Origin of the sequence: Bifidobacterium myosotis, assembly GCF_002259745.1 — a bacterium.
Classification (GTDB): Bacteria; Actinomycetota; Actinomycetes; order Actinomycetales; family Bifidobacteriaceae; genus Bifidobacterium; species Bifidobacterium myosotis.
In genome coordinates this window covers 1-24,348 of sequence record NZ_MWWW01000008.1, presented here as the reverse complement: position 1 = coordinate 24,348, position 24,348 = coordinate 1, and the positions used below count along the sequence as shown (strand labels likewise).

Here is a 24,348-nt window from a genome sequence, read left to right as displayed (position 1 = left end):
GCTGAGACCACAATCGTTTGCTGATGCGGAACGTGCACATGCGGGTGGCATGCGAGGAAGGATTGACGGATGACGATGGGTGTGATGGCCGTGGTGGCGATCGCCGCTGCTGTATGGATTGGATAAGTCATTGGCACCCGGTGCGGGCATTCTCGCTGTGGCCACGCTCACCGCCGTCATGCCCGCCAAGGAGGCCACCGGCATCACGCTCATCATGGCAATCGTGGCCGACTGGAGCGCCATCTGGGCGTACCGGGGCAACGTGTCGCGCCGCTCGCTCATCCGACTGTTCCCGTTCGTCGCCATCGGAATCGCGGCGGGTGCCGGATTCCTGTTCGTGGCCGACGACACCGTCACCCGTCTGACCATCGGCGTGATTCTGGCGGTGTTCGTCTCGATGTACTTCCTCTCATTGGCGCGCAAAAGGCTTGCCGCGCGCAGGGCGGTCGGACGGTCCGGGCAGACCGAAGCGGAACCGTCGAAGGCCGATGCGTCGAATGCCGTGAAGTCGGACGGCACGACGGCGGCGGATGATTCGGATGCGCGGTCGCCTGCCGCGCCACACACCATTGGCGCGAAGTCATTCGCACTGGCCAAGCGCGTGGTGTGCGGCGCGCTCGCCGGCTTCACCACGATGGTAGCCAACGCGGGCGGGCCGATCACCTCCATATACTTCCTGTCCGAAAACCTGTCGGTCATGCGCTTCCTCGGTACCACGGCGTGGTTCTATCTGATCATCAACATGGTCAAGCTGCCGTTCGCCATCGGCTTGGACATGATTACTTGGGCGAACTTCCCAGCGATGGCTTGGACGATCCTATTGGTGATCATCGCCGTGCTTTGTGGCCGCTGGATGGCCCGTCGCGTCAGCCAGTCCGCGTTCAGCGTGCTCGTCTACGCGCTGTCCGTAGTGGCGGTCATTCGCCTGTTCCTGTGACGCGTCGAGCTATTGAAACACCGTGCGGTGGAGGCGTCGAGGTGCGCTCGTGTAACCGCGTCGCAGGCAAACGCGCGATTATCGGCGAGGCGCATCGCATCCTCAAGCCGGGTGGTCTGTATGCGATTCATGAGATGGGACTCGCGCCCGATGATCTTGACGAGTCCATCAAGGAGTCGATTCGCAAGGACCTTGCGCGGGCCATCAAGGTGAACGCGAGACCGCTCACCGCCGCCGAATGGCGGGCGCTGCTCGAGTCGGAAGGATTCGAGGTGCTCTGGCACGGCGTCGAACCGATGGCGCTGCTCAGGATGCGCCGCAATATCGCGGACGAAGGGCTGGCCGGCGTGCTGCGCATCATGCGCAACGTGCTGACACACCCGGATCTGCGTGCGCGCGTGATTGAGATGCGTCACGTGTTCAACACCTACGGCGATGCGCTGACCGGCATCGCCTTCGTGGTGCGCCGCAAGGACTGACGACATATGCGGCGTGAATCGCGTCTGACGTGTCTGGATGCGATTAAGCTGAAAATCGATGAATCGTCGGTGCCGGGCATTGTGCGCAGTCATGACATGCAGTCATGGTGCCCGACGCCGCGAGCCGGCCGCGGACGGTCGGTAGGCGACGGAACGAAGACGTACGGATTGTACGGATAGGAATAAAGGAGTCCCGATATGACCAACGGTGCAACGCCCAACACCACAACTCCCAACAGCACGGCATCCGAAGCGACGGATGAAACCAACGCCGGCCAGCCGATGGTGATGGAGTTCATCGACGCACTCGCCCCGATGGTCGAGGTGCAGCCCGAGGCCACGGTCTCACGCACCGTGATGCAGGTGGAGGGTGCGAACGTCGTGCTGTTCTCCTTTGACAAGGGCCAGGAGCTGAGCGAGCACACCGTCGCGATGCCGGTGCTCGTCCAGTGCCTCGAGGGTCATCTCAAGGTGACCGGCGGCGGCAGGACCGTGGACCTCGTGCCCGGCGGCATCCTGCACTTCCCGACCCGGCTGCCCCACGCGGTCTACGCCGAGGAGGCGTCGAAAATGATGCTCATCATGATGCGGCGTTGACGCGGGACTGCTGCGTGATGGAGACAATGTCGACAAAGCGATTGCGCGCATTGCGCCGGTCATCGGCCATGAGCAGGGTGTCGCTGGTGCTGACTTTGTCATCGAGACGATCGCCGGCGACCTCGGAGCGAAAACCGGGTGTGGTCTCTTCTCCTGGCAGGGCGAGGCCGACAGCAAGGTGATCGCCTACTGTGACGCAGCCCTGCTGCAGGCCCGCAAAGACGATGTAGCCGAGGAGGCGTGATGTGATGCGGCCGGACTAATGATAAAGTCCTTGATTTAGCGTAATTATGCTAAATTCAGATGTGGAGGTGGTTGCTATGGTCAATCAGATGATTCGCCCAGTGTCGGACTTGCGCAACAATTTCGCGGACGTATCCCGCACTGTGCATGAGACGGGGGAGCCTGTCTTCCTTACGAAGAACGGATTCGGAGACATGGTGGTGCTCAGCATGGAGGCATACGAGGGTCTTCGGCTCGACAGTCATGTGTACGACATGCTGTTGGAAGGAGAGCGTGAGGCGGAAGCCACGGGAACCCGGTTCAGTCCTGAGGAGGCGTTGGCTTCTATGCGCGCCGCGATCAACGGCGCCGCCCGTGTATAAGGTCGAGATTCTGCCGAAGGCTGTGGGGGATATGAGCGCCGCGGTTTCCTATATCGCAGGTGAGTTGCACAGTCCGCATGCGGCTGAGAATCTCATGATGGAATTGAGTGCCGCGATTGATGGTCTGGCCGAGTTCCCGTATTCGCATCCCGCCTATATTCCGATTCGTCCGCTTCGCCGTGAATACCGGCGCATCATGGTCGGCAATTATGGGGTCTTCTACTGGGTTGACGAGGAGGCGAAAACTGTCACTGTGGCAAGGGTCATCTACGCGAGATGTGATTTATCGCGGCATTTAGAGTAAGCCGTTGTGGCGGCATTCCGCCTTGAGCGGCCGACTCGCGTGTCAAATTGGTAGTGTCTTTTAACATTATCCGTTAGCCCAAACTGTACAAGCGAGAAGATTATGAGGGAGCATGGCCAAGAAGACGGGTTCTGCAAAGTCGCGAGAACAGCAAGGAAAGACACTTGAGGAAGCGTTGTGGGATTGCCGCGTGGCCTTGCGTGGTGTGGGCAGCATCGAGAAGAACCGTGATGCGGTCGTCAGTCTTGCGTTCCTGAAGTTCGCCGGCGACAAGTTTGATCGGCGGCGCGATGAGATTATCGAGCAGTACGGCGATAATCCTATCTTCTTGGAGAAGACGTCGTTCTATAACGCGCAGAACGTATTCTATCTTGACGAAGAGTCCCGTTGGTCCACATTGGTGGCGAACGCGGGCGCCAACGACATCGCTATCAGGATTGACACCGCCATGGCGAAGGCTGAGGAACGCAATCCCGCCCTCAAGGGCGCCCTTCCCCTCAACCTGTTTTCCACGCTGGGGGCGGAAACCCGTTCTATCAAGACACTCATCGACAGTGTGAACCAGATCGGTAGCGACCGATTCCATGAGGAGGACCTCATCGGTCGCGTATACGAGTATTTCCTGCAAAGCTTCGCTGCGGGCAGTTCCAAGGAAGACGGCGAGTTCTACACGCCGGCAAGCGTTGTGCAGCTCATCGCCGAACTGCTGGAGCCATACGAGGGTGTGGTGTACGACCCATGCTGCGGTTCGGGAGGCATGTTCGTCCAATCGCACAAGTTCGTGGAAAGTCATCACGGCAACCGTGCCGCCATCTCCGTGGTGGGACAGGAAAGCAATCCGGACACATGGCGACTATGCAAGATGAATCTCGCCGTGCGCGGCATTTCCAATAACCTCGGCGAGCGTGCCGTGTCCACCTTTACCGACGACCAGCACCGTGACCGCAAGGTCGATTTCATCATGGCGAATCCGCCGTTCAACCTGAAGGGATGGAGGGGCGAGAACGAGCTGATCAATGATCCGCGTTGGGCTGGATACGCCGTGCCACCGGCATCCAACGCCAATTATGCGTGGATTCTGCACATGCTCTCCAAACTGGATGTCAATCATGGCGTCGCCGGGTTCCTGCTGGCGAACGGCGCGTTGAACGCCGGCGACGTGGAGGGCGAGATTCGGCGCAAGCTATTGGAGAACGACAAGGTGGAGGCCATCATCGTGCTGCCGCGCGACATGTTCTACACCACCGATATCTCAGTCACGTTGTGGATTATGCGCATGAACAAGCATGCTGGAGTAAACCGTGAAGGAAAGCAGCTGCGTGACCGCTCGGGCGAAGTGCTGTTCATGGATCTACGCACATGGGACCAGCATGTGGAGACATACATGCTGGATAAGAACAAGCGCAAGAAGAAGGTGGTGCTCACCACCGAGCAGATCGCGCGGGTCAAGAGTACCTACACCGCATGGCAGACCGGCGACGGCTATGAGGATATTCCCGAACTGTGCGCCTCGGTGAAGCTAGAAGGCGAGGACGGTCTGCGGGCCAACGGTTTTACGCTTACTCCGAGCAAGTACATCGAGTTCGTCGACCATGACCTTGATATCGACTACGAGGGTGAGATGGCGCGCATTCGTGAGGAGATGCGTACGACACTCCGCATGGAGCAGGAGTCCCAGGCCATGCTGAAGGCCGCGTTCGAGGGGATTGGCTATGGCATTGCATAAGTACAGGTTGGGGGAGTTGATTACTCTTATTGAGCGACGGAATTCATCTGGGGAATACGGGCTGGATGATGTGCGAGGTGTCAATAATCTCAAGGAAATGATTCGCACCAAGGCCGATGTTTCCGCTCGTGATCTTACAAAGTTTCAGATTGTAAAACCTAACGAATTCTTCTTTAATCATCGAACTTCGCGAAACGGTTCTAAATTCAGTATTACCTATAACTATGATGAGGTATCGCGAATAGTGACTGAGGATTACGTCTTATTTGATGTCTCTAGGGATGATGCACTGGATTCAGTGTGGCTTTATCTGTATTTTTGCCGCTCTGAATTCGATCGTTATGTAATTCAGAATTCATGGGGAAGTTCAACTGAGTTCTATAACTGGGAAGACCTGTGCGATGTGGAGATTGAGCTGCCGTCGCTTGATGTTCAGCGCAAATACGTTGCTGTCTATGAGGCGATGCTCAAGGATCAGCAAGCCTACGAATGCGGTCTTGATGATTTGAAAACCTCGTATGAGGTAGCGTTGAAAGCTATTTGTAAATCAGCTAAATACGAGAGAATCGGATCGTATATTGAGAAAGTTGATGTGAGGAATAGTGACAATTCCTTTGTGGCTAATAAGGTTATGGGGCTTTCGATAAATAAGACATTGATTCCCACCAAGGCAAATCTTAGAGGCGTCTCATTGTCAAATTACAAAATCATAAGTAAATATGATCTTGTCTATGTTCCAGTGACGTCGCGTAATGGTGAGAAGATATCAATTGCTCTGAACGACAGAGATGAATCATTTATCACTTCGTCAATCAACACGGTCTTCCGTGTGAAGACGGACTCTATTCAGCAGCTGTTGCCGGAGTACCTTATGTTGTTCTTTAATCGTTCCGAATTTGACAGGTACGCAAGGTTTAATTCGTGGGGAAGCGCACGGGAGACCTTCGACTGGAGCAGTATGCTCGATGTCACTATCCCACTGCCATCCTTGCAAGTGCAACAGTCCATCGTCAATCTGTACAAGGCGTATACCCTGCGCAGCGAGATCAACGAGCGCCTGAAGTCCCAGCTCAAGGATATTTGTCCGGTTCTTATCAAAGGATCAATAGAGGAAGCGTCACGTTAAGGAGGACGTATGGGAGGCTCCGCGCAGGGCAACGGCAAATTCACTGAGGATGATCTCGAACAGGCGATCATCGGCAAGCTGGAGCGGCAATCCTATGAGCATGTGGACGGTCGTGGCATGCAACGCGACCTGAGCGAAGTTCTTCTCATTGACGATCTGAAGGCATATCTACACAACCGGTATGCTGACCTGCAGCTCAGCGAATCCGAAATCGAACAGATCATCAACCGGCTCCGGTACATACAGGACACGCCTCTGTACGATGGCAATCGACGCACGTTCCGCCTTATCAACGAAGGATTCGACCTGACGCGCGACGATCCCGCACAACCTGCCGTGCATATCGAATACATCGACTATGACGAGCAGCGGTTCAACATCTTCAAGGCCGTCAACCAATTCACTGTGCAAGGCTCCGAGCGCCGTCGGCCTGATGTGCTGCTGTTCATCAACGGCATCCCTCTGGTCATTTGCGAGTTCAAATCGGCAATCAAAGAGGACACCACCATTCACGATGCGTGGGAGCAAATCACCATCCGCTACAACCGGGGTATTCCCAATCTCATGCGTTACTGCTGCCTTGCCGTCATCAGTGACGGCGCGAACAACCGTATGGGCACCATCTTCACTCCATATGAGTACTTCTACGCGTGGCGTAGAAGAGACCATGACGGCAAGAGTATGGACGGCATCAGCTCGCTGGATACGCTTATCGAAGGCGCGCTGGCTCCGGAACGTCTGGTGTCCATCATTCGCGACTTCATCTTCTATCCGGACGGTGATGCGGTCAAGACGGCCATCGTATGCCGTTATCCGCAGTTCTTCGGTGCTGAGCTTATGCTCAGCAGTATTTGTCATCATCTCCAGCGGGAAGGCTTCGGAGGTGATGGCAAGGGCGGAACTTATTTCGGTGCGACGGGATGTGGCAAAACCTACACGATGCTGTTCCTCAGCAGACTCATGATGTTGCGCCGGAGCAAACTGCTCGGTAATCCCACCATCATCGTCATCGTGGACCGAGAAGACTTGGACAACCAGACCTCCGCGGTGTTCGAGAGCGCCAAGACCTATCTGCACGACAATGACGTCCGCAGCATCGAGACACGCGTCGATCTTTCACAAACCCTCAAAGGCAAGGAAAGTGGCGGCGTCTACATCACCACCATCCAGAAATTCTGCGAATCGACGGGGCTACTCTCTGATCGTAGCAATATCATCTGCATTTCCGACGAGGCCCACCGAACCCAAACAGGTGTCAACGCAAAATTCAAACGTACCGATGAAGGCGTGTTCACCACCTACGGCTTCGCCAAATATCTGCGCGACAGTTTCCCCAATGCCACTTATTGCGGTTTCACCGGCACTCCCATCGATGAGACGCTTGCAGTATTCGGTCCCGTCGTCGACCGATACACCATGCGGCAATCCACTGACGATGGCATCACCGTGCCCATCAACTATGAACCACGGCTCGCTCGCATCCAGCTGTCCGAAGAGCAGACCAAAAAAATACAGGAATACTATGAGCAATGTGCTGTGGAAGGCTCGACCCCGCAGCAGATCGAGGAAAGCCAGCGCGCCATGAGCGCACTGTCGGTGATTCTGGAGAACCCGGCCAGGTTGAGCAAACTTGCCAAGGACCTTGTGGAACATTACGAGGCTCTGTGCGCCGCAAAGCCCGCCGTCGTGCAAAAGGCCATGGTCGTATGTTCCAATCGGCAGCACGCCTACAAGCTCTACAAGGAAATTCTTGCGCTTCGTTCCGAATGGGGGAAGCCCGCAAAGGCTCCATCGGGCACGGAACTCACCAAGGAGCAGAAAGAGAATCTCGTAGCACTGCCTGCAATGAACCTTGTCGCCACGCGCGGAGCCGACGATGAGCCGGAACTCTATAATCTGTGCGGCACCAAGGATCATCGTAAAATGCTCGACAAGCAGTTCAAGAATCCTCAATCGAACTTCCGCATCGCCATCGTGGTGGACATGTGGATTACCGGATTCGATGTGCCCTGCCTGTCGGTCATGTACGTTGACAAGCCCTTGCAGAAGCACACCCTTATCCAGACCATCTCGCGAGTCAACCGTGTCTACCAAGGTAAGTATCAGGGGCTTGTGGTGGACTACATCGGCATTAAAAACAATATGGAGCAGGCCATCAAGGCATATGGGGATGATGGCGGCGACCCGGTGCAGGAGCTTCAGGTGACGTTGGGCATATTCCGCAACCAGCTGTCCATCCTCAAAGACATCTTGTACGGGTTTGATACCAGACCATTTTTCGTTGGCGCACCGATGGAACGATTGGACTGCTTGAACCGGGCAGCCGAATTCGTGCAGACGGTGAAGGACCGCGAGAACCGGTTCATGCATGCCAGTCGCATCCTGAAGCAGGCCTACGATATTTGCGCGCCATCTGGCGAACTGGCAGATAAGGAAACGGCAACTGCGCAGTTCTATCTCGCAATTCGCTCCGTCATCCACAAGCAGACGATCGGCGATGCCCCTGACGCCGATATCATGAACGCCGTGGTCGAGGATATGGTCAAACAGGCAATCTCCTGCACCGGCGTCGAAAACGTAGTGATCGCACAGCAGTTGCCTGATGGGGGCAATATCTTCAGTGAGGAATTCGCCCAGAATCTTGCGAAGGTCAAACTGCCAGTCACCAAGTTCAATGCCCTGCTCAAGCTCTTGCAGAGGAGCATACGCGACTATAGACGGACAAATAATGTCAAGGCCGTGGAATTTGGCGAACGCCTCCAGAAAATCGTGGATGCATACAACACCCGCGACAACCTTCAGTTCGTCAGTGACACGGTCTCCGACTTCGTCAACGATCTGTCCGACCAGCTGCTTGATCTGCTCAAGGATCTCGACAAAGACAGGCAGTCATTTGAGTCGCTTGGCCTTACCTATGAGGAGAAAGCGTTCTACGACATCTTGGTCAAAGTGCGTGACGACCATGGATTCCCCTATGAAGAGGAGAAATGTCGTTTTCTGGCACAGGAGATTCGAAAACTGGTGGATGACAAATCCCGATACGCCGACTGGTCGACCCGCGACGACATCAAGAACGCACTCGACATGGATCTGACCGTTTTGCTGTACCAGAACGGCTATCCGCCGGAATGGAATGAGGAAGTGTTCGACAAGGTGATGGCGCAGGCGACGAATTACAAATCACATGATAGGTAGCTCATGCTTTGTCTGGAATCACCAAGTCATGACAGTAGCAGGGGCGGATGCCGATTATATGAGGTTCATTGCAGGAACCATCGCCATGCGGGAATCACTTCGATGGTTCCCGTTGGCACGGTGATTTCACCTTCCTCGTCTAGTGAGATGAGGGTGCCGTGGTTCAACCCGGTATTGCTCATCGCTGCTGATAGATTGCCGATTTCACTGCGGAACTTGTCGCTTAATGATTGATCGCCGAAGTCCGTGACCGCAGTACGGTCGATGCCGGTCTGCGCGGCGACCTGAATCAGCTGATACGGCTCTCCGATCGCCTCGTCTCCGACGATGAAGTCCACTTCCGGACAATTGACGGCTGAATACGAGGCGATGGTATTGGTTCTGTTGTCGCCGTAACGTCGTTTGAGTTCGACGAATACCGCCGTCTCCAGTCGTTGTCCGAGGTCGAGATGATTGGCCGGGGCCACCGCGAGGGAGAGTCCGGGGTCCACGGAGTACACCTTGTACGGGGTCTTGGGATTGTCCCGTATGGAAAGTGTGAAGTCGCCTACCTTAAACAGCAGGTGCGCATCTTCGAAATCATCCATCAAATCATACAGTTTGCCACCGGAGACAGGTACCTGCATGCTTCGCATCGCTTTGACCTGCGCGTTGACGGAGAATTTGAGTCCTGTGGACCGTAACGCATTGCGGGAGAATCGTGTGGCAACGCGCAGGGATGTGGTGCCGAATCGTTCCAGAACGTCCTTGGTGACAATCTCATCGGCATATCCTTGCAGCATACGCATGCGGTCGAGCGTGCCCATGCGTTGCACTGCGGGGAATCCTCCGGTGTTGAGATAGTCGTTGCATGCGGATTGCAACGGCCTTCGCGTGTTCGCAGGGTATTCGCCGGCGACGCTCGTTGTGGAAATGCCATGGAATAGGCAGTATTCCCTGAAGCTCAGAGGCCACATCTCCCTTGATAGTGAGCGCCCACGGAAATTCGTCGGGATGTCCGAGGACAGCAACTTCGATGAGGAACCGGTGAGCACAATAGTGACGTTATGCTGTTCGGCTACGCGTCGGATAAAGTTCGTCCAATATGGAGCCTCTTGAATCTCGTCGAAAAGAAGATAGCAGCCATCCAAAGCGTCAGGCACCATGCGGTAATAGGTATCGAGAAGGTCGGCGAGCGTGTGGTCGGTGAACGGCATGATGCGTTCGTCGTCGAATGAGAAGTGGAACAGCTTTGTACGCGGAACTCCGGCGGCGATAAGCCGGTCCATGAGCTGGTACATGGCATAGGTTTTGCCGCATCGTCGTACGCCGGTGATGGTGTAGATCACATTGTTGCGCGCCGGTTCGGGAACCTCGATGGATGCGCTGTCGCGTTCAATGTATTCGGGGACTCGAAAGTCGAGATATTCGGCGATCAACGATGACAACGACATAATGCTCTCCATCTTCATTTGCTGACAGTAAAGATTATATCCTATCTTCACTCGCTGGAGATGAAGATTGATGTGAATCTTCTCTTGTGAAAAGTGAAGATTGAGGTTGGTTTTTCGCTCCGGTTATGCGCGGGCGCTTTCGGCGCGCTCGTTGGGCTTGGATGTTTGGCTTTCGCCAGCGCCAGCGCCAGCGCCAGCGCCCGTGCCCCGCGGTGCGATGCGGGGGAGGAGCTCCTCGGACATGAACCGGCCGATTTCGGTGGGGTTGATGAGGTCAGGGTTGTTGAGCGCCGCGCGGAACATGCCGAGGATGCCCGAGAGGTAGAAATGCTTGAGCAGTTCCAGCCGCCGGCGCTCCTGCGGGTCGCTGATGTCCCCGATGTCCGGCGTGTCGGGGAAGAGAGTCGGCTGGATGTACGGCCAGACGCTCTCCTCGGCGCGCTCCACGAACTTCGGGTCGCCATGCGGGCCGAGCAGCACCCTGCCGTAGCGGAACAGCGTCATGGGCACATCCGTCAGTTCCGGGGTGATGGCAAGTTTGCCGTCATGCATCGATGCGTTGAGCATCGCGTTGCGCTGGGCGAGTAGGTCTTCCTCGATTTGGTCACGCACGTCACGCACCGAGGAGAAGTACAGGTAGAACGTGGCGCGGTTGTAGCCAGCCAGGTCGGTGATCTGCTTGACGCTGATCTTCTCGATGGGCTTCTCCTCGTAGAGTTTCCAAAACGCCTCCTTGATATTGCGGATGGTCTGACCGGTCAGTTCCGGGTTCTTCTTGGCCATGAGGTGCGCTCCTTGGTGATTCGTATGAATCGCTCGATAGATTCTGGGAAATTGTTGATTGATGTACGGCGATGACCTCATTATCGTGTTATCCGACGACATAGTGTCGAGTGATTAACGAGAGGAACCAACCACCATGTCATTCCTGGAATTCCATGACGTCGTACGTCAGTACGGCAGCGGAGAATCGGCCGTTCTGGCGCTTAACCACGCCACCTTCGACATCGAGCGGGGCGAGCTCGCCATCATCCTCGGCGCATCCGGCGCCGGCAAGTCCACCACGCTCAACATCCTCGGCGGCATGGACCGCGCGACTTCGGGCACCGTCGCCATCGACGGCAAGGACATCGTCAAGGCCAGCGAGGCGGAACTCACCGATTACCGCCGGTTCGACGTCGGCTTCGTCTTCCAGTTCTACAACCTCGTGCCCAACCTCACTGCCCTGGAGAATGTGGAGCTCGCCTCGCAGATCTGCCCCGACGCGCTCGATGCCCGCGAGACCTTGGAGAAAGTCGGACTCGGCGACCGTCTCGGCAACTTCCCGGCGCAGCTCTCCGGCGGCGAGCAGCAGCGCGTCGCCATCGCCCGCGCGCTCGCCAAGAACCCGAAGCTGCTGCTGTGCGACGAGCCTACCGGCGCACTCGACTACAACACCGGCAAGCAGATCCTCCAGCTGTTGCAGGACGCCTGCCGCGACCGCGGCATCACCGTGGCGCTGGTGACCCACAATTCCGCCCTCGCGCCGATGGGCGACCGCCTGATCCGCTTCCGCTCCGGCAAGGTCACCGAAATCACGACGAACGCCAACCCGACGCCCATCGCGGACATCGAATGGTAAAGGGGTGAACGCTATGGCACATGCACAACAGCACGCGAAGCGGCGGTCCGGGAGTCGGGCGCGAGCGAAACGCACCGCGCTCTACAAGGACGCCTGGCGGGCCGTCGCATCCAACGGCAAGCGGTTCGCGGCGATCGCGGTGATCGTCGCGGTCGGCGTGATGATGATGGGCGCGCTTTCGTCCATCAGCAACGATCTGCGCGGTGGTCTCGACGGTTTCTTTGACAAGACCGACATGCACGACCTGAGCATCGTCTCCACGTTCGGCTTCGACGATGACGACATTAAGGCCCTGTCCGACGTCGAGGGTGTGGGTGCGGTCGCCGGTCAGCGGTCGGCCAGCGCATACACCCGGATCGACGGCAAGCAGTCGTCCGCCACCGTGACCGCGCTGAACGATCAGGGGCTCGACCAGCCATATCTGACTGATGGCCGTCTGCCGGAGAAGGCGCATGAGATCGCCGTCACCGAGCAGTATCTGACCGACAGCGGCAAGGCGCTGGGGGATACGCTCACGTTCACGCTGGACGAATCCACGTCCGTGGCGCAGCTGATTTCCGATTCGTCGTTTGCTGATTCATCGGATGCGTCGAGCGAATCCGATTCCGGCACGTTCTCGACCGGCGAGTACACCATCGTCGGCACCGTCATTGATCCGAACGACATCGTCAACCCATCCGGCCCGATGGCACTGATTTCCGGCGCCAAAACCGTCTACCCGCTGTTCGTCTCGCCCGAAGCCGTGGCCGAGACGGACGCGCCGTACACGTCCGCGCTCATCAGCGTGGACGGCGCCGCCGACCTCAACACGTATGGTGACGATTATCTGGCGCTGGTCGAACGGGCCCAGACCGGTATCGAGAAGATCCAATCATCCCGCGAACAGGCCCGCACCGACGCCATCAAGGATGCCGTGCGCGAGCCGGTCGAGAGCAAACTGGATGAACAGAAGCGAACCATCGCGGCCCTGCCCGACGGCAGCCCGATGAAGGCCGCCGCCGAGCAGAAGATCGCCGACGCCGAATCCCAGCTGGAATCGAAGCTCGACGCCCTGCCGGAGGCCAACTGGATCATCCGCGACCGCAGTGCCTTGGCCAGCTACGAGGACGTCAAGACCGAAAGCGAGATGATCTCGCGTCTCGGCAAGCTGTTCCCGATCCTGTTCCTCGTCATCGCGATTCTCGTGAGCCTGACCGCCGTGGCGCGCATGGTGGAGGAGGACCGTCAGCTCATCGGCACGTACAAGGCCCTTGGCTACACGCGCGGCGAGACGATGCTCAAGTACCTCATCTACTCGTCCGCGGCGGTGCTCGCGGGCGGTGTGGTCGGCGACCTCATCGGTCTGGCTGGGCTGCCGTTCGTGTTCACCAAGCGCATGCTGCATATCCTTTATGTAATCCCGACTTATCCGCTCATCATCGATTGGCGTATCGGCATCGGCGGCATCCTGCTGTTCCTCGTGCTCATCACCGGCAGCGCGATTGCCGTGTGCGCAGGCTCGCTGCGGCTCCAGCCGGCCGAACTGCTGCGTCCGAAGGCACCGAAGGCCGGCAAGACCATCGTGCTGCAGCGCATCGGTTTCGTCTGGAATCATCTGAGTTTCCTCGGCAAGGTGACCGCGCGCAACCTGTTCCGCTACAAGTCCCGTGCGCTTATGGTCATCATCGGCGTGCTCGGATGCACCGCGCTGATGACCGCCGGCTTCGGCATGGCCTCCTCCGCGATGACGATGATGCCTCGCCAGTTCGGCGAGATCGCCACCTACGACGTGATGGCCGTGACCAAGCCCGCCGACCATGATAAGGCGCAGAAGGCGCTGGACGGCGACGATGCGGTGGAGTCGTCGGTCCCGTTGCATCTGGAGAGCGCGACGCTGTCCGCGGGCGGTGCCGTTGGCGGTAACGGTGGCTCGAGCGGTTCCGGTAACAGTGGTTCTGGTGAGACCGGTAACGGTGGGGCCGCCGAGGACGGCAAGCTGACCGTGCAGTTCATGGTCATCCCGGATGGCGAGTCGCTTGACGGCTATCTCGACCTGCATACGACGGACGGCCAGCCCATCGCGCTGGACGAGGGGAGCGAGGCCGCGGCGATTGTCACCGCGAATGCCGCGAAGACCTTCGGTCTGGACGCCGGCGGCACGGTCGAGCTCGCCGATGCGATGATGGACACCGCCCAGGTGAAGGTCACCGGCGTGGCCCAGTACTACACCGGCAACATCGTGGTCATGTCCGAAGCCGCCTATCGGGCCGCGTTCGATGTGGATGACGATACGGACCTCGCGCTCAACGCCGACCTCATCAAGGTGAAGGGCGACGACGACGCGCAGATCGCGTTCGCCGACGATCTGGCCGAACAGGATGAGTACCTGACGGTGGTGAGCACCGCCAAGCAGACGCGCGACTTCACCAAGAGCTTCCTCATCTTCTTCGTGATGATCGGCTTCATCGTGGTCATGGCGGCGATCCTCGCGGTGGTGGTGCTCTACACGCTCGCCTCCACGAACATCTCCGAACGCGAACGCGAGCTGGCGACGATTAAGGTATTGGGCTTCCGCAAGAAGGAGGTGCATGGCTACGTCAATAAGGAGATGCTGCTGCTGGCCGCCATCGGCATTGTGATCGGTCTGCCGTGCGGTCGTGGTCTGCTTGGGTTCCTGCTGGGTCAGCTCAATCTGCCCGGCATGAACATCGTGCCGCATGTGGCTTGGTACTGCTACGCGCTCGCCGCGCTGCTGGCGTTCGGCTTCACGGTGATCGTGGAGAAGGCGACGAACAAGTCGCTCGACCGCATCGACATGGTCGGTGCCCTCAAGAGCCCGGAGTGATGTTGTTGCGCGGTGCAGCTGTGGGTGGCTGCGCGGCTGTAGGTGGCTGCGGTGTTGCGCGGCTGCGCGGCTGCTCCGATAAGAGGGCGCTTGGATAAGCAGTGCCTCTGGAGGTCCCTGTGATGAACCGCACCTGACGATTGGTCGAACTGAAGTACTTCAGGTTCGCCAATTGTCGGGTGCGGTTTCATATTTGTTTGTGTGCGGTATTGCTGTTCATGATGTTGTGATGAGTCCGTCTTGAGTGCGATGTTGCAGCCTTAGATGTGGTAAGGCGTTGTGGTGTGTGGGGCGGTCCACTGGCATTTCGGCGGTCGGATGCGGCGTGGTGGCTTGAATTTGTGGTCCGACGGTTTCGCGGAGTGGTTTTAGCGGGTTCTGTGCGGTCCGATGTGGAACATGCGCGGGACGATACGCGCAATAAGGCATTATTGCAGTTTCGTCCCACGCGGCTCCGAAGGAGTGGATTGTAAGGTGCGGTAAAAACGGCTTGTTTCCGCGGTTTTTATGATTGTCATGGTGGTACGATGCAACGTGCAAACGATTGCACGCGTCATCGTGCCGCGATGTTGTGGGACGGAACTGCAAAAACGACCAAATCGTAGTTTCGTCCCGCAGACGAGGTGGCTGCAAACGAGGTTGCCGTATCTGAGCGTCGTCATGTGTGAGGTGTCGGTACGTCATGAAATCGAAGAGATGGCCGTCGATGACGGTGGAGGCCATTCGTCGGATGACGAGGGGCGAGCCGTCGCGCATGCGCGCGATGCGGCTGGCAGGATCATGGCGAAGGGCGTGGATCTCAACGCGGGCGGTCTGGTATTAAACAGGGGCGAGCGTGTGGGGTTCGAGTTCGATGGCACGGGTGCATGCCGGGGTGGTGGTGACGGTGAACCATCATGACTTCTTCGGCAACGAGTGGTCGTATGACGTGCTGGTCGATGGGGATGACGGGCCGATGACGTACAAGAACATGACGATGGAGCGCGACCTCCTCTTCCCGCTCGATGGCGTAACGGGGCGGGTCGTGTGGATGGCATGGATGATTCGGCATGACGCGGGTGGCTCGGCTGATGCGGATGACACGGGTTGCGCCGGCGGACTCGTTGATGAGGATGGTACCTGGGGTTGGCGGTGCGGTGGACGCGGAAATGGGCGGTGGTTTGGTCGGCGTGAGCTGTATCGATGGCATAGGTCGCGCGTGGTTTTGGACGGTCCGGGCGTGTTGTCCAGTTTGGTGGAATAGGCGGGCCGGTGGTCGGTCCTGTTTGCCGGTTGTCTACGGCGGTTCTGGCGTCGTTGGCTGGCATGATTGGTTGCAAGGAGGGTTGAGGGATGTTCTGCATTGTATGTGGCACGAAAAACGATGATGGTGCCAAGTTCTGCACCGGTTGTGGTGCGCGTCTGGATGGGATGGACCGTGATGGGTGGCGGCCTGGGGGCGGCGGGGAGCCTGCGGGTGTGCCGGGTTCTCCGGCGTCGCCGGTTCCGTCGGTGCCGTTCGCTTCGGTGTCGGCCGTAACACCGGTGCCGGCCCCGGCTCCGGCGGGCTTTGCGTCTACTTCGGTGGATGCGGTGCCGGCTGCGTCGGCTGCCGATTCGACGAGGACGTTGGTTGATGAATCCACGAGGACGCTGGTGGACGAGCCGGCCCAGTCTTCAACGCCGTCCGGGGCGGGTGCCGTGCCGTCGCAAAAGCCTGGGAGTGTGCCGACTGCGCCGTTGCCGACATCCGCTTCCACTTCCATGGGAATGCCTGTATCCGGCGGCGTCGGCGGGCGTGGCGGTGTTACCGGTGGTGTGGCCGGCGGCAATAGTGCCGGTGGCGACGGCGGTGTGGCTGGCGGTTCCGTCGCGGCCGTCGTCGCTCCTGTCCCGGGTCCGGATCGTCGTACGCGGATCATGGTGACTGTTCTGGCGGCGCTGATTGCGTTGTGCGTGGTGGTTGGCGGTCTGGTGGCGTGGAACGTGTGGGGTCCGCGTGAGGTGCCCGCGATCAACGCGACCAGTGCGGGTGATGTGGCTTCCCAGTTGGAGGGCCGTGGCTTCAAGGTCATCCGTAAGAAGCAGTATGACGGTGCGAGGAAGGGCTCGTATGTGGGTCTCGAGGGTGCGAAGAGCGGTGACCGTCTTGCTGCGGGCAGTACGGTGACGGTGGTGGAGTCCATGGGCCCGGGTGTGCCCGAGGGTACGGTCGGCCAGAGCGTGCAGCAGGCTGAGCAGACTTTGAAGCCGATGGGTGTGACGTTGACGGAGCATGAGGTCGTCTCCCTGAAGCCGGGGCATGTGTCGGTGACCCGTCCCGCGGACGGTGACCCGGTGACCGACCCGGATGCGGGCATCGATTTGGGCGTGGGCGTCGAGGGCGATGGCATTCCGGTGGAGATCGCCGGCATGAACCAGGACGAGGCGCAGAGCCAGCTTGAGTCGATGGGTTATACGGTCACGTTGGAGCCACGTTTCTCCAGTAGGAAATACTTGGGCAGGATCGTGGGCGCGAATCCGGGCATTGGTGTGAAGACGGATGTCAAGGACGTGACCCTGTATTACGGCGTCGACGCGTCGAAACGGTATGACGTGTTGGATGGCGTCGATTCGATGACCGGCAAGACGAGTATCCAGCATGTGGGTCGGCTGGTCGGCCGGTATTGCACGACCGGCGGTGACTGCATCACCTTGGATTCGTCCGAGGGATGGGGAAGCAAGGAATCCAGTGGTTTCTTCGTCGCGCTCAATGGGGCCGATGATCGTGATTCTCGTCTCGACATGTGCTGGTATACGCAGAGCGTGCGTTGCGCGCCTGCCGGGCAGGGTGGTGACGAGTATGCGATGAAGGGCATGGAGAACTTCCTGATTTCCGGCAAGACCGGCGCGTTCGAGCTCATCCAAGGCTATAGCCTGCCCTACTGCGGCGACCATTACCTCGGCGGGGGTGTCGGTTCCTACTCATGCGACAACGGCGTGTACAGTACTACCGGCGACATGCATCCCATGACCGGCTTGACCTACCATCCGGGTGAACTGTTCGTCTACATGCCTGTGGATGCCGATCTCAACGAGCTGGAGTCGGACGGTTACTTCGCGTCCAAGACTGATTTCAAGCCGGACGCGGACCGCCCCTACCTCATCCGTCGTGATAAGGCCGCCTACCAGCCAGTCTCCGCCGACAACGGCGCTGTCGACACCACACGTCCCACCGCCAAGGGCAAGCCTGCTCCCTTCAAGGACGCGCCCAACGCGAAGAACGTGTACTACCTCGAGGAGAATCCAATCGACTGGACGCTTCTTGACGGCAAGACCGTGAGCGAAGGAAGCTCACAGAAATCGGCAACCAAGACCGATTACAAGCCGTTCGCCGCGACGTATTCGTTCTCCGGCGGCGCGGGTGCTTGGTACACCAGCCTGAAGGTGTCCGAGGACGGCACATTCTCCGGCCATTTTCAGGATGCCAACCTCGGCGACCAGGGTGACGGATATCCGAACGGTACTGTCGAAGTCGCCGATTTCACCGGACGATTCAGTTCGATCGAGAAACAGAGCGACGGCACCTACCTTCTTAAGTGCGACGCTGCGGCGCTCAAGCTCGCCGGAACGCCTGGGGAGAGCACGATCAAGGATGGCACACGCTATCACAACGCCGAAGCGGAGGCCACCGGAATGAGTCCATGTGGTGCATTCTCTGGTTATCTAACCGGCACCAGCACCGATCAGATTCCTTCTGACACCGTCCAGTGGTTGCAGATGGCTTTCAATGGTGGAGATGGTGGAGGCCGCATTCCCCACACTGTACTGCTCAACACCCAATTGGAGAGTGGTCTTCCGTTTGTGGCGGGAGTGCAGAACTGATTCGGTGTGCACATGGCCGTTCGAATGGCGTCATGCCCCGTGCGGTCGCTCATGTCTGCCAAGGACCAAGAGCAGTGACGTTGTCCAGTTGTGATGTGTGGAGGCCCTGAACGGGGCTTGGTGTGAAGTCGATTGGATAGGAAAGGAAGTCGATGATGAAGTCATGTCCTAAGTGTGGTATCGAAAGCCCGGACGCGGCGAGGTTCTGCCGTGGATGCGGCAGCAGTTTCGAGGGGGCGGTTCCCCAGACGCAAGGTGCGACTGCGCCCGGTGCCGGTGAGACGTCCGTGCCGGATGCCGTGCCGAATTCCGCGCCGGATGTCTACCCTCTACAGACCTTGGTGTTGGGGTCGCAGCCGTTGCCGTCGGCGTCGGATATGCCGGCAGGGTCGGCCGTTCCGATGCCGCCGTCCGTGGCCGGCCCTGTTCCGGCGCCGAGTGTTCCTGTTCCGAGTGTTCCGGCCCAGCAGGTGTCCGAGCCCGGAGCGGCGCCTGTGCCGCCTCGCCCGGCTCCGGGGGTGCCGCCCATCCCGTCTCCGGCTCCGGGGGTGCCGCCCACCGGTCCCATGCCGGTTCCGGGTGCTGCGGATGTCAAGCCGTTGTTGACGCCCGAGCAGCAGGAGAGGGCGAAGGCCGAGGCGCGTGCGTTCGGTGATTGGTTCAGGACGTTCGTCACCCGTCCGTCCAAGGTGGGTGGCGGCCGGGCGTGGTACGGGATCGTGGTCATCGTGCTGACCACGTTCCTGTCGGCCCTGGCCCCGATCCTCGTGGCGGGCAACGCCGCGTCCGGCGCGACGGCGGGCCTGCCCTACGAGGTGTCCTATTGGCTGTCCGACATGATGGAGGAGGCCGGGTTCCGCGTGTTCATGGGATTGTGGATCGGGGGGACCGTGTTCCTGTACGCGGCCCTTGGCTGCCTGCGGCTGGCCCGGGCGGCCATGGCCGACCCGCTGGGCTTCGGCGGTCTGCATGATTCGGTGGCGCACCGTCTGGGCCCGTGGACGGTGCTGAATCTCGTCGCCTGCCTGCTCGGGCTCGTCCACTTGGATCCGCTCGCCCTGGCGGTCTGGATGCTCGCCTCGCAGACGTTCAACGTGTGGCTGCTCGTGCTCGTCTGGGAGGGCAATCCCCGACGCCGGCTGGACGCGCATTGGGCGCGGTTCCTGTCCATGCTGCTGATGATCGTACTGGAGACGGTCGTGGCGGTGGTGATCGTGCTGGCCGTGGCCCTGACGCTCGGCGTCATGTTCGCCAACGATCTTGGCAGCCTGCTGTCCTGAACACGGGGGCGCGCGAGCCTCCGTGATGATATGGGATGTCGCCTTTGCCGGACGGCATCCCATCCGGCCTTATTTCTCTGGTTGGTCATTTGTGGGGCCGGGATGCGGCCCGATACATGACGATGCGAAAGGAAGGTGGTTGTGATGGCCGTATGGTGGGGGATGCGTGACGATGATCCCGCGTACGGGTACACGTATCGGGTGGAGTGGAGCGAGGAGCAGCTCGCCTATGTGTCCTCCTGCGTCGAATACCCGGAGGTCGGACCGGTGCCCGCAGCCGATGGCGAGGAGGGACTGCGGTGGCTGATCCACCTGGTCAGCGAACGGGTCAAGGCCGACGGCGACGCGGCCCGCACGCCGGCATCCTCCCGTGGCACGCTCCGCCGGTTCGAGGACGCGGAGAGTATGCTCGCGCCTCTGCTGGTCCGCGTGAGTCTGCTCGCCTACCGGGCCAAGCGGGACGGGGATGAGCGGGGGTATCGGGATTACACGGGCGAATGGCATGCGCTGCGCGAGGGACGCGAGACCATCGAATCCTACGAGTTCGCGCGCATGGACGAGGCGGCCGAGGCATGGGGGCGCCGGATGCAGGAACTGGAACCCGTGGCCTGGCCCGATCCCGACGCACGCGCCAGGGTCCATGCCGCGTTGGCCGGGAATCCCCGCAAGGATGACGGCGATTTCGTCAAGGACAGGATGGAACGGTACGCGTGCACGCAGAGTTTGTGGCCATTGGAGGACATGGAGGACTGGGAGCTGGCCGAACGGTTCTACGACAAACAGAACGATCTGAGTGCGAAGCTGATCGCTTTGGGGTACCGTTGCTCGGCCGATATGGACGACTATGGGTGGGTGCCCGACGATGTTCCCGCATTGCGTCGCTACTATCGGCGGCTGCTGTTCGATCTGGATGACGAATATAATCGGAACTCCCGCTTGAACACGCCCCGCGAGACCACGATCCGGCTCGCCCACCAGTGGGCTAGGGACAATTTCGTGTACGGGACCGTGTTGAAGGTGATCGACCCGTCCGGCGACAGCACGGACACATGGCATCACCGGCATGACTTCACCGAGGACGACCGGCAGCGTGTCCTCGCCGGCGAGATCAGCATGCCGCTGCTGCGCCACCTGCTCACGGGACACAACACTCGGCGCATGCTTGACACGGCGCTGCGACGCCACTGGCCGTGGGCCGGGCCGCTCTACGATCTGCCCGACGGGTGGAAGCTCGGTCTCGGGGCGGAACTCGTCCGCGACATGCAGACGATCATCGACGCGGGGCTCGGCGGCTTCCGCATCAACCTCGCGGAGGCCCGGTTCGGGCAGATGCGAATCACATGGGGTTGCGATGCGGGCGACGAGGATACGGACGGCGGGTCTGAGGCGGTGTCCCTTGCCGCGGCGATGGACGCGCTGCTGTTCCTCTACCAGTTGGTCTCCATCCACGTGTGCTCGCAGTGCGGCCGGTTCGCCGCCATGCGGTACACGCGCGAGGGCATGTTGCCCGTGTGCGCCGAATGCCTGAAGCAGGACGACCCCAAGCCCGAACTGCTGGACGAGTCCGCAAAGGAGGCGAGCCAGCCCGCCGAGCCCATCCGCGACACCATCGTCTACGACACGGACACCGGCAAGGGCACACGCCCGACTGACGTACTGCGATCGGACGCACGGTTCCGCGGCCTCAACATCTTCCGCCTCATGGATCAGGCGGACGCTGTGAGGCATGAGGGGTAGGCACGGTTGATGTCCTGACGGCGGCCATTGGCTGGCCCCGATGCCGTATCGGGCATGGTCCGGCATCATCGAGTTGGCCGGATGCGTGCCGCCCATGCCGCTCTGTGATCGGCAGGGTGGTTCTTGGCCGGCGCCGCGGTCGTCGTTTACAGGGTGGTGATGGTGAGCTTGTCGTCGACGAGCTCGGTGATGTCGAGGACGTCGGCGGGGGTGATGGTCCACAGGCACGCCTGGATCCAGTCGTCGGGCATGCGGTCCGCGGGGACGATGACGTTGTCGTGCCACTGGCGGCGCTTCTGCTCGTCCGAGTCCTCCCAGTGGTCGTCCAGCCACCGGTCGAGCGAGTCGCCGTCGTGGTCGGCGAGCAGGGCGATGGGCCCGCATGGCATGTTGTTGAGCACGCAGTGGTACTGGTCGAAGCTGGTGCACAGGACGCGGCTCGTCTTCACGCGCAGGTGCAGCAGCTGGAATCCCCGGTACATGTCCTCGAACCCCTCGTACAGGCAAGAGGGGTCGTTGCTGCCCTGCATATCGGGATCAAGCCAACGGGCCCACGCCCAGAACGGGGACGCGCCCGCGTAGGGGCGACGGAGGCCGGCTTCGGTCATCTCCTTCATCATCCACCGGTAGGCGGGCCCGTACACGTTCCACGATGGCGTCTCGAAGCCCGCGTCGGCGTCCTCGCGATACGCCTCCTCGCGTGACTTGGCCAGCGAGGGCGTGTACGCGCCGCGCCGGCCGAACGCGCGGCGGATGGTGTCCCAATGCTGGAACGAGTACAGGTCGATCATGGCGTCGCCGTCGATGCCGGCCCCCATCGGCTCCGCCCCTTCCAACGGCTGGGGGACGGCTAGGGTGTTGCCCGAAATCATGCCCATCCCGTCGTGGCGTGCGTATCCATTGCGTCCCATACCGCTCTCCTCTCGTCCAAGAAACCTCGAAGCCAACCAGTACGCCGGCGGGCTTGTCCCGCGGCGTGCGCACGGTTCGTATTCCCCGTGCTGCTTAAGGTAACCGGACAAGTCATCGGTGTGGATGGGATGACGTTTCCTGTAAGAGGATGACATCCTCGGGGGAGTTGGTTATGCGACTTGGTGCAGCCAGTGGTCTACGACTATTCGCCCGTCGTGGAGCCGTCCGCCGCACCCGCGCCGGGCAGGTCGAAGTTCCACAGGATCTGGTCCTTCCAGTGGTCGGGGATGCCCATGGTCTTGTTCGGGCTCATGCCCGGGATGTCGGTGGGGAACGCCTCCAGACAGTGCTTGAGGTTCAGGGCCTCGTCGTCGTCGCCGAGGTTGCGCAGCATATACGCGATGACGGCGAGCTGCCCGTAGATCCTGGTATGACGGCGCTGGGACTGCTGGAACTCGTGGTACGCCTTGTTCATACGGACCAGATTCTGGAGCCGGCGTAGATACGCCTCGTTGGCCAGTTTGGCGTGCGCGAGCTCGGGACGCTGCTCCCAGTTCGGGATGTTGTCGAACTCACGGTCGAACAGACGCTCCTGATGGGCGACGCTGTTACGCAGTTCGGTCATGGTGGTGAACCAGGAACTGAACGCACCCCGGGAGACGCCGAAGTCGGCGGCTATCTCGTTAAGGTCCTCGGGCTTCATGCAACGCAGGAGCGTGATGATGTGGCCCAGGGTCATGGCCTCGGTGGCCGCCCAGATCGGCATCTGGCCGTCGTAGTCGTTCCTGAAGTGTTCGGCGTAGTCCTCGTCGTTGCGTTTGACCTCTTTGGTGAACGAGTGGACGAAGTTGGAGTATTCGACCACATTGAGGTCGTCCCTGAGCATCACGGGCTTGAGATAGGCGAACGCGTCGCGCCGGCCCAGCACGTAGCCGACCTTGACGCGTATCGCGAGCTCGATCTTGCTCAACGCGGAGTACAGGGCGGCGCGCAGCCGGTCGTCGTACCGGTACAGGCGCATCACGTGCTCGAAGCGGGCGCCCTCGACGAACTCGTCAAGGCGCTTATCCGTCGTCCCGGGTGCGGGTTTGCGGAACGGGTACCAGTATCCGCTCAGACGGTAGTATCCGATGCGCGCGAACTCCATCGCGTACTCGTGCGCGTCGGTCATGCCGCGGGACTCCACCCGCGCGATCTGCTCGTCCAAGCTCAGCCAAGGCTTGTCATAATGGAGGCTTCTGCTGTTTTCGTGGGTTAGGGGTTGGGTTTCGGTAGTCGGATGTCGAGGCCGCCGCATCGGAGCATGACCAGGGCGATGAGGTTGTTCACGTGGTGGAAGCCGTAGGCCATGCGGATGGTGACCTTGATCCGGTTGTTGAACGCCTCGAGCCTGGCGTTGGAGTAGCCGAGCTCGATCGTCCTGAGGATGTCGGGCCGCCGTCTGCGGATTTTTTGGGAGAGTTCGACGATCTCGGGGATGCGGCTGTGGGACGCCCAGAACACCCAGTGCCTGAGCTCCGCCGTGGCCTGTCCGAGCGGGTGCTTGAGCAGGTTCCTCAGCAGTTCCTTGAGCCGCCATGCGCGGTAGAGCTGGCCCTTGGGGTCCGTGTTCCCCAATGCGGCGAGGGATTCGTCCTGCCGGTCGGTCAATCGGTCCGGGTTCTTCAACACGGCGTATTTGACGCCGCGCATGCGCTTCGCCCCCTCCTCGTCGCCGTCGCGTCTCGCG

20 protein-coding genes and 1 pseudogene are annotated in these 24,348 nt (G+C 60.0%); 16 read left to right on the top strand and 5 right to left on the bottom strand.

From position 1 onward, the window contains the following. Positions 1-130 precede the first annotated feature (130 nt). The 8 genes from BMYO_RS04240 to BMYO_RS04205 all read left to right on the top strand — a co-directional run bounded on the left by BMYO_RS04240 (position 131) and on the right by BMYO_RS04205 (position 8,969). Positions 131-937: a sulfite exporter TauE/SafE family protein gene (locus BMYO_RS04240; RefSeq protein WP_094667291.1), complete on the top strand. Its 807-nt coding sequence runs from the start codon at positions 131-133 to the stop codon at positions 935-937. A 41-nt stretch (positions 938-978) separates the two neighbouring features. Continuing rightward, positions 979-1,416 (top strand): class I SAM-dependent methyltransferase, encoded by a 438-nt coding sequence (locus BMYO_RS04235; RefSeq protein WP_094667290.1) that lies wholly within the window; start codon positions 979-981, stop codon positions 1,414-1,416. Between the two features lie 282 nt (positions 1,417-1,698). Next, positions 1,699-2,013, top strand: a complete 315-nt coding sequence (locus tag BMYO_RS04230; RefSeq protein WP_094667396.1) for a cupin domain-containing protein — start codon at positions 1,699-1,701, stop codon at positions 2,011-2,013. Between the two features lie 320 nt (positions 2,014-2,333). Continuing rightward, positions 2,334-2,618, top strand: a complete 285-nt coding sequence (locus BMYO_RS04225) for a type II toxin-antitoxin system Phd/YefM family antitoxin (protein WP_094667395.1) — start codon at positions 2,334-2,336, stop codon at positions 2,616-2,618. Beyond that, complete coding sequence (locus tag BMYO_RS04220; RefSeq protein WP_094667289.1) at positions 2,611-2,922, top strand: type II toxin-antitoxin system RelE/ParE family toxin; 312 nt, start codon at positions 2,611-2,613, stop codon at positions 2,920-2,922. The genes BMYO_RS04225 and BMYO_RS04220 overlap by 8 nt, the downstream gene beginning before the upstream one ends. 112 nt (positions 2,923-3,034) lie before the next feature. Continuing rightward, complete coding sequence (locus BMYO_RS04215) at positions 3,035-4,648, top strand: N-6 DNA methylase (protein WP_094667288.1); 1,614 nt, start codon at positions 3,035-3,037, stop codon at positions 4,646-4,648. Continuing rightward, complete coding sequence (locus tag BMYO_RS04210) at positions 4,635-5,774, top strand: restriction endonuclease subunit S (protein WP_094667287.1); 1,140 nt, start codon at positions 4,635-4,637, stop codon at positions 5,772-5,774. The genes BMYO_RS04215 and BMYO_RS04210 overlap by 14 nt, the downstream gene beginning before the upstream one ends. Before the next feature lie 9 nt (positions 5,775-5,783). Then, entirely contained in the window at positions 5,784-8,969 is a 3,186-nt protein-coding gene (locus BMYO_RS04205) for a type I restriction endonuclease subunit R (protein ID WP_094667286.1), read from the top strand. Between the two features lie 65 nt (positions 8,970-9,034). On the opposite strand, the gene BMYO_RS04200 is transcribed toward BMYO_RS04205, so the two are convergent. Both BMYO_RS04200 and BMYO_RS04195 read right to left on the bottom strand, forming a co-directional pair. Beyond that, on the bottom strand, positions 9,035-10,402 hold the full coding sequence (locus tag BMYO_RS04200) for an ATP-binding protein (protein WP_158216944.1): 1,368 nt from the start codon (positions 10,400-10,402) through the stop codon (positions 9,035-9,037). Between the two features lie 123 nt (positions 10,403-10,525). Beyond that, positions 10,526-11,185: a TetR/AcrR family transcriptional regulator gene (locus BMYO_RS04195; protein WP_094667284.1), complete on the bottom strand. Its 660-nt coding sequence runs from the start codon at positions 11,183-11,185 to the stop codon at positions 10,526-10,528. Positions 11,186-11,321: 136 nt separating this feature from the next. Between BMYO_RS04195 and BMYO_RS04190 the strand changes: the two genes are divergently transcribed. The 8 genes and pseudogenes from BMYO_RS04190 (at position 11,322) to BMYO_RS04165 (ending at position 21,707) form a co-directional block, all read left to right on the top strand. After that, complete coding sequence (locus BMYO_RS04190; RefSeq protein WP_094667283.1) at positions 11,322-12,023, top strand: ABC transporter ATP-binding protein; 702 nt, start codon at positions 11,322-11,324, stop codon at positions 12,021-12,023. A gap of 13 nt (positions 12,024-12,036) precedes the next feature. Next, positions 12,037-14,847 carry an ABC transporter permease gene (locus BMYO_RS04185; protein ID WP_094667282.1) on the top strand — a complete coding sequence of 937 codons (2,811 nt, stop codon included), beginning with the start codon at positions 12,037-12,039 and terminating at the stop codon, positions 14,845-14,847. A 660-nt stretch (positions 14,848-15,507) separates the two neighbouring features. Continuing rightward, positions 15,508-15,747, top strand: coding sequence for a hypothetical protein (locus BMYO_RS11675; RefSeq protein WP_158216943.1), 240 nt, complete (start codon positions 15,508-15,510; stop codon positions 15,745-15,747). Next, positions 15,701-16,090, top strand: a complete 390-nt coding sequence (locus tag BMYO_RS04180) for a hypothetical protein (RefSeq protein ID WP_094667281.1) — start codon at positions 15,701-15,703, stop codon at positions 16,088-16,090. Before BMYO_RS11675 ends, BMYO_RS04180 begins: the two co-directional genes overlap by 47 nt. Positions 16,091-16,179: 89 nt before the next feature. Beyond that, positions 16,180-16,245: pseudogene (locus BMYO_RS12565) on the top strand (zinc-ribbon domain-containing protein); the annotation flags it as partial. Between the two features lie 351 nt (positions 16,246-16,596). Continuing rightward, the gene (locus BMYO_RS04175; protein WP_094667280.1) at positions 16,597-18,690 is read left to right on the top strand and encodes a hypothetical protein; all 2,094 of its coding nucleotides are present in this window, start codon (positions 16,597-16,599) and stop codon (positions 18,688-18,690) included. A gap of 155 nt (positions 18,691-18,845) precedes the next feature. Next, positions 18,846-19,970, top strand: coding sequence for a zinc ribbon domain-containing protein (locus BMYO_RS11465; protein WP_143249108.1), 1,125 nt, complete (start codon positions 18,846-18,848; stop codon positions 19,968-19,970). A gap of 141 nt (positions 19,971-20,111) precedes the next feature. After that, the gene (locus BMYO_RS04165) at positions 20,112-21,707 is read left to right on the top strand and encodes a hypothetical protein (protein ID WP_143249107.1); all 1,596 of its coding nucleotides are present in this window, start codon (positions 20,112-20,114) and stop codon (positions 21,705-21,707) included. A 146-nt stretch (positions 21,708-21,853) separates the two neighbouring features. Here the strand turns inward: BMYO_RS04165 and BMYO_RS04160 are convergent, their stop codons facing one another. From BMYO_RS04160 to BMYO_RS04150, 3 genes are all read right to left on the bottom strand, one after another. Then, the gene (locus tag BMYO_RS04160) at positions 21,854-22,618 is read right to left on the bottom strand and encodes a DUF3841 domain-containing protein (RefSeq protein ID WP_233428148.1); all 765 of its coding nucleotides are present in this window, start codon (positions 22,616-22,618) and stop codon (positions 21,854-21,856) included. A gap of 203 nt (positions 22,619-22,821) precedes the next feature. Next, entirely contained in the window at positions 22,822-23,790 is a 969-nt protein-coding gene (locus tag BMYO_RS04155; RefSeq protein ID WP_158216942.1) for an Abi family protein, read from the bottom strand. 83 nt (positions 23,791-23,873) lie between these two features. Beyond that, positions 23,874-24,348, bottom strand: a 475-nt coding sequence (locus BMYO_RS04150; RefSeq protein WP_233428146.1) for a transposase, incomplete at its 5' end; no start/stop codon positions are given.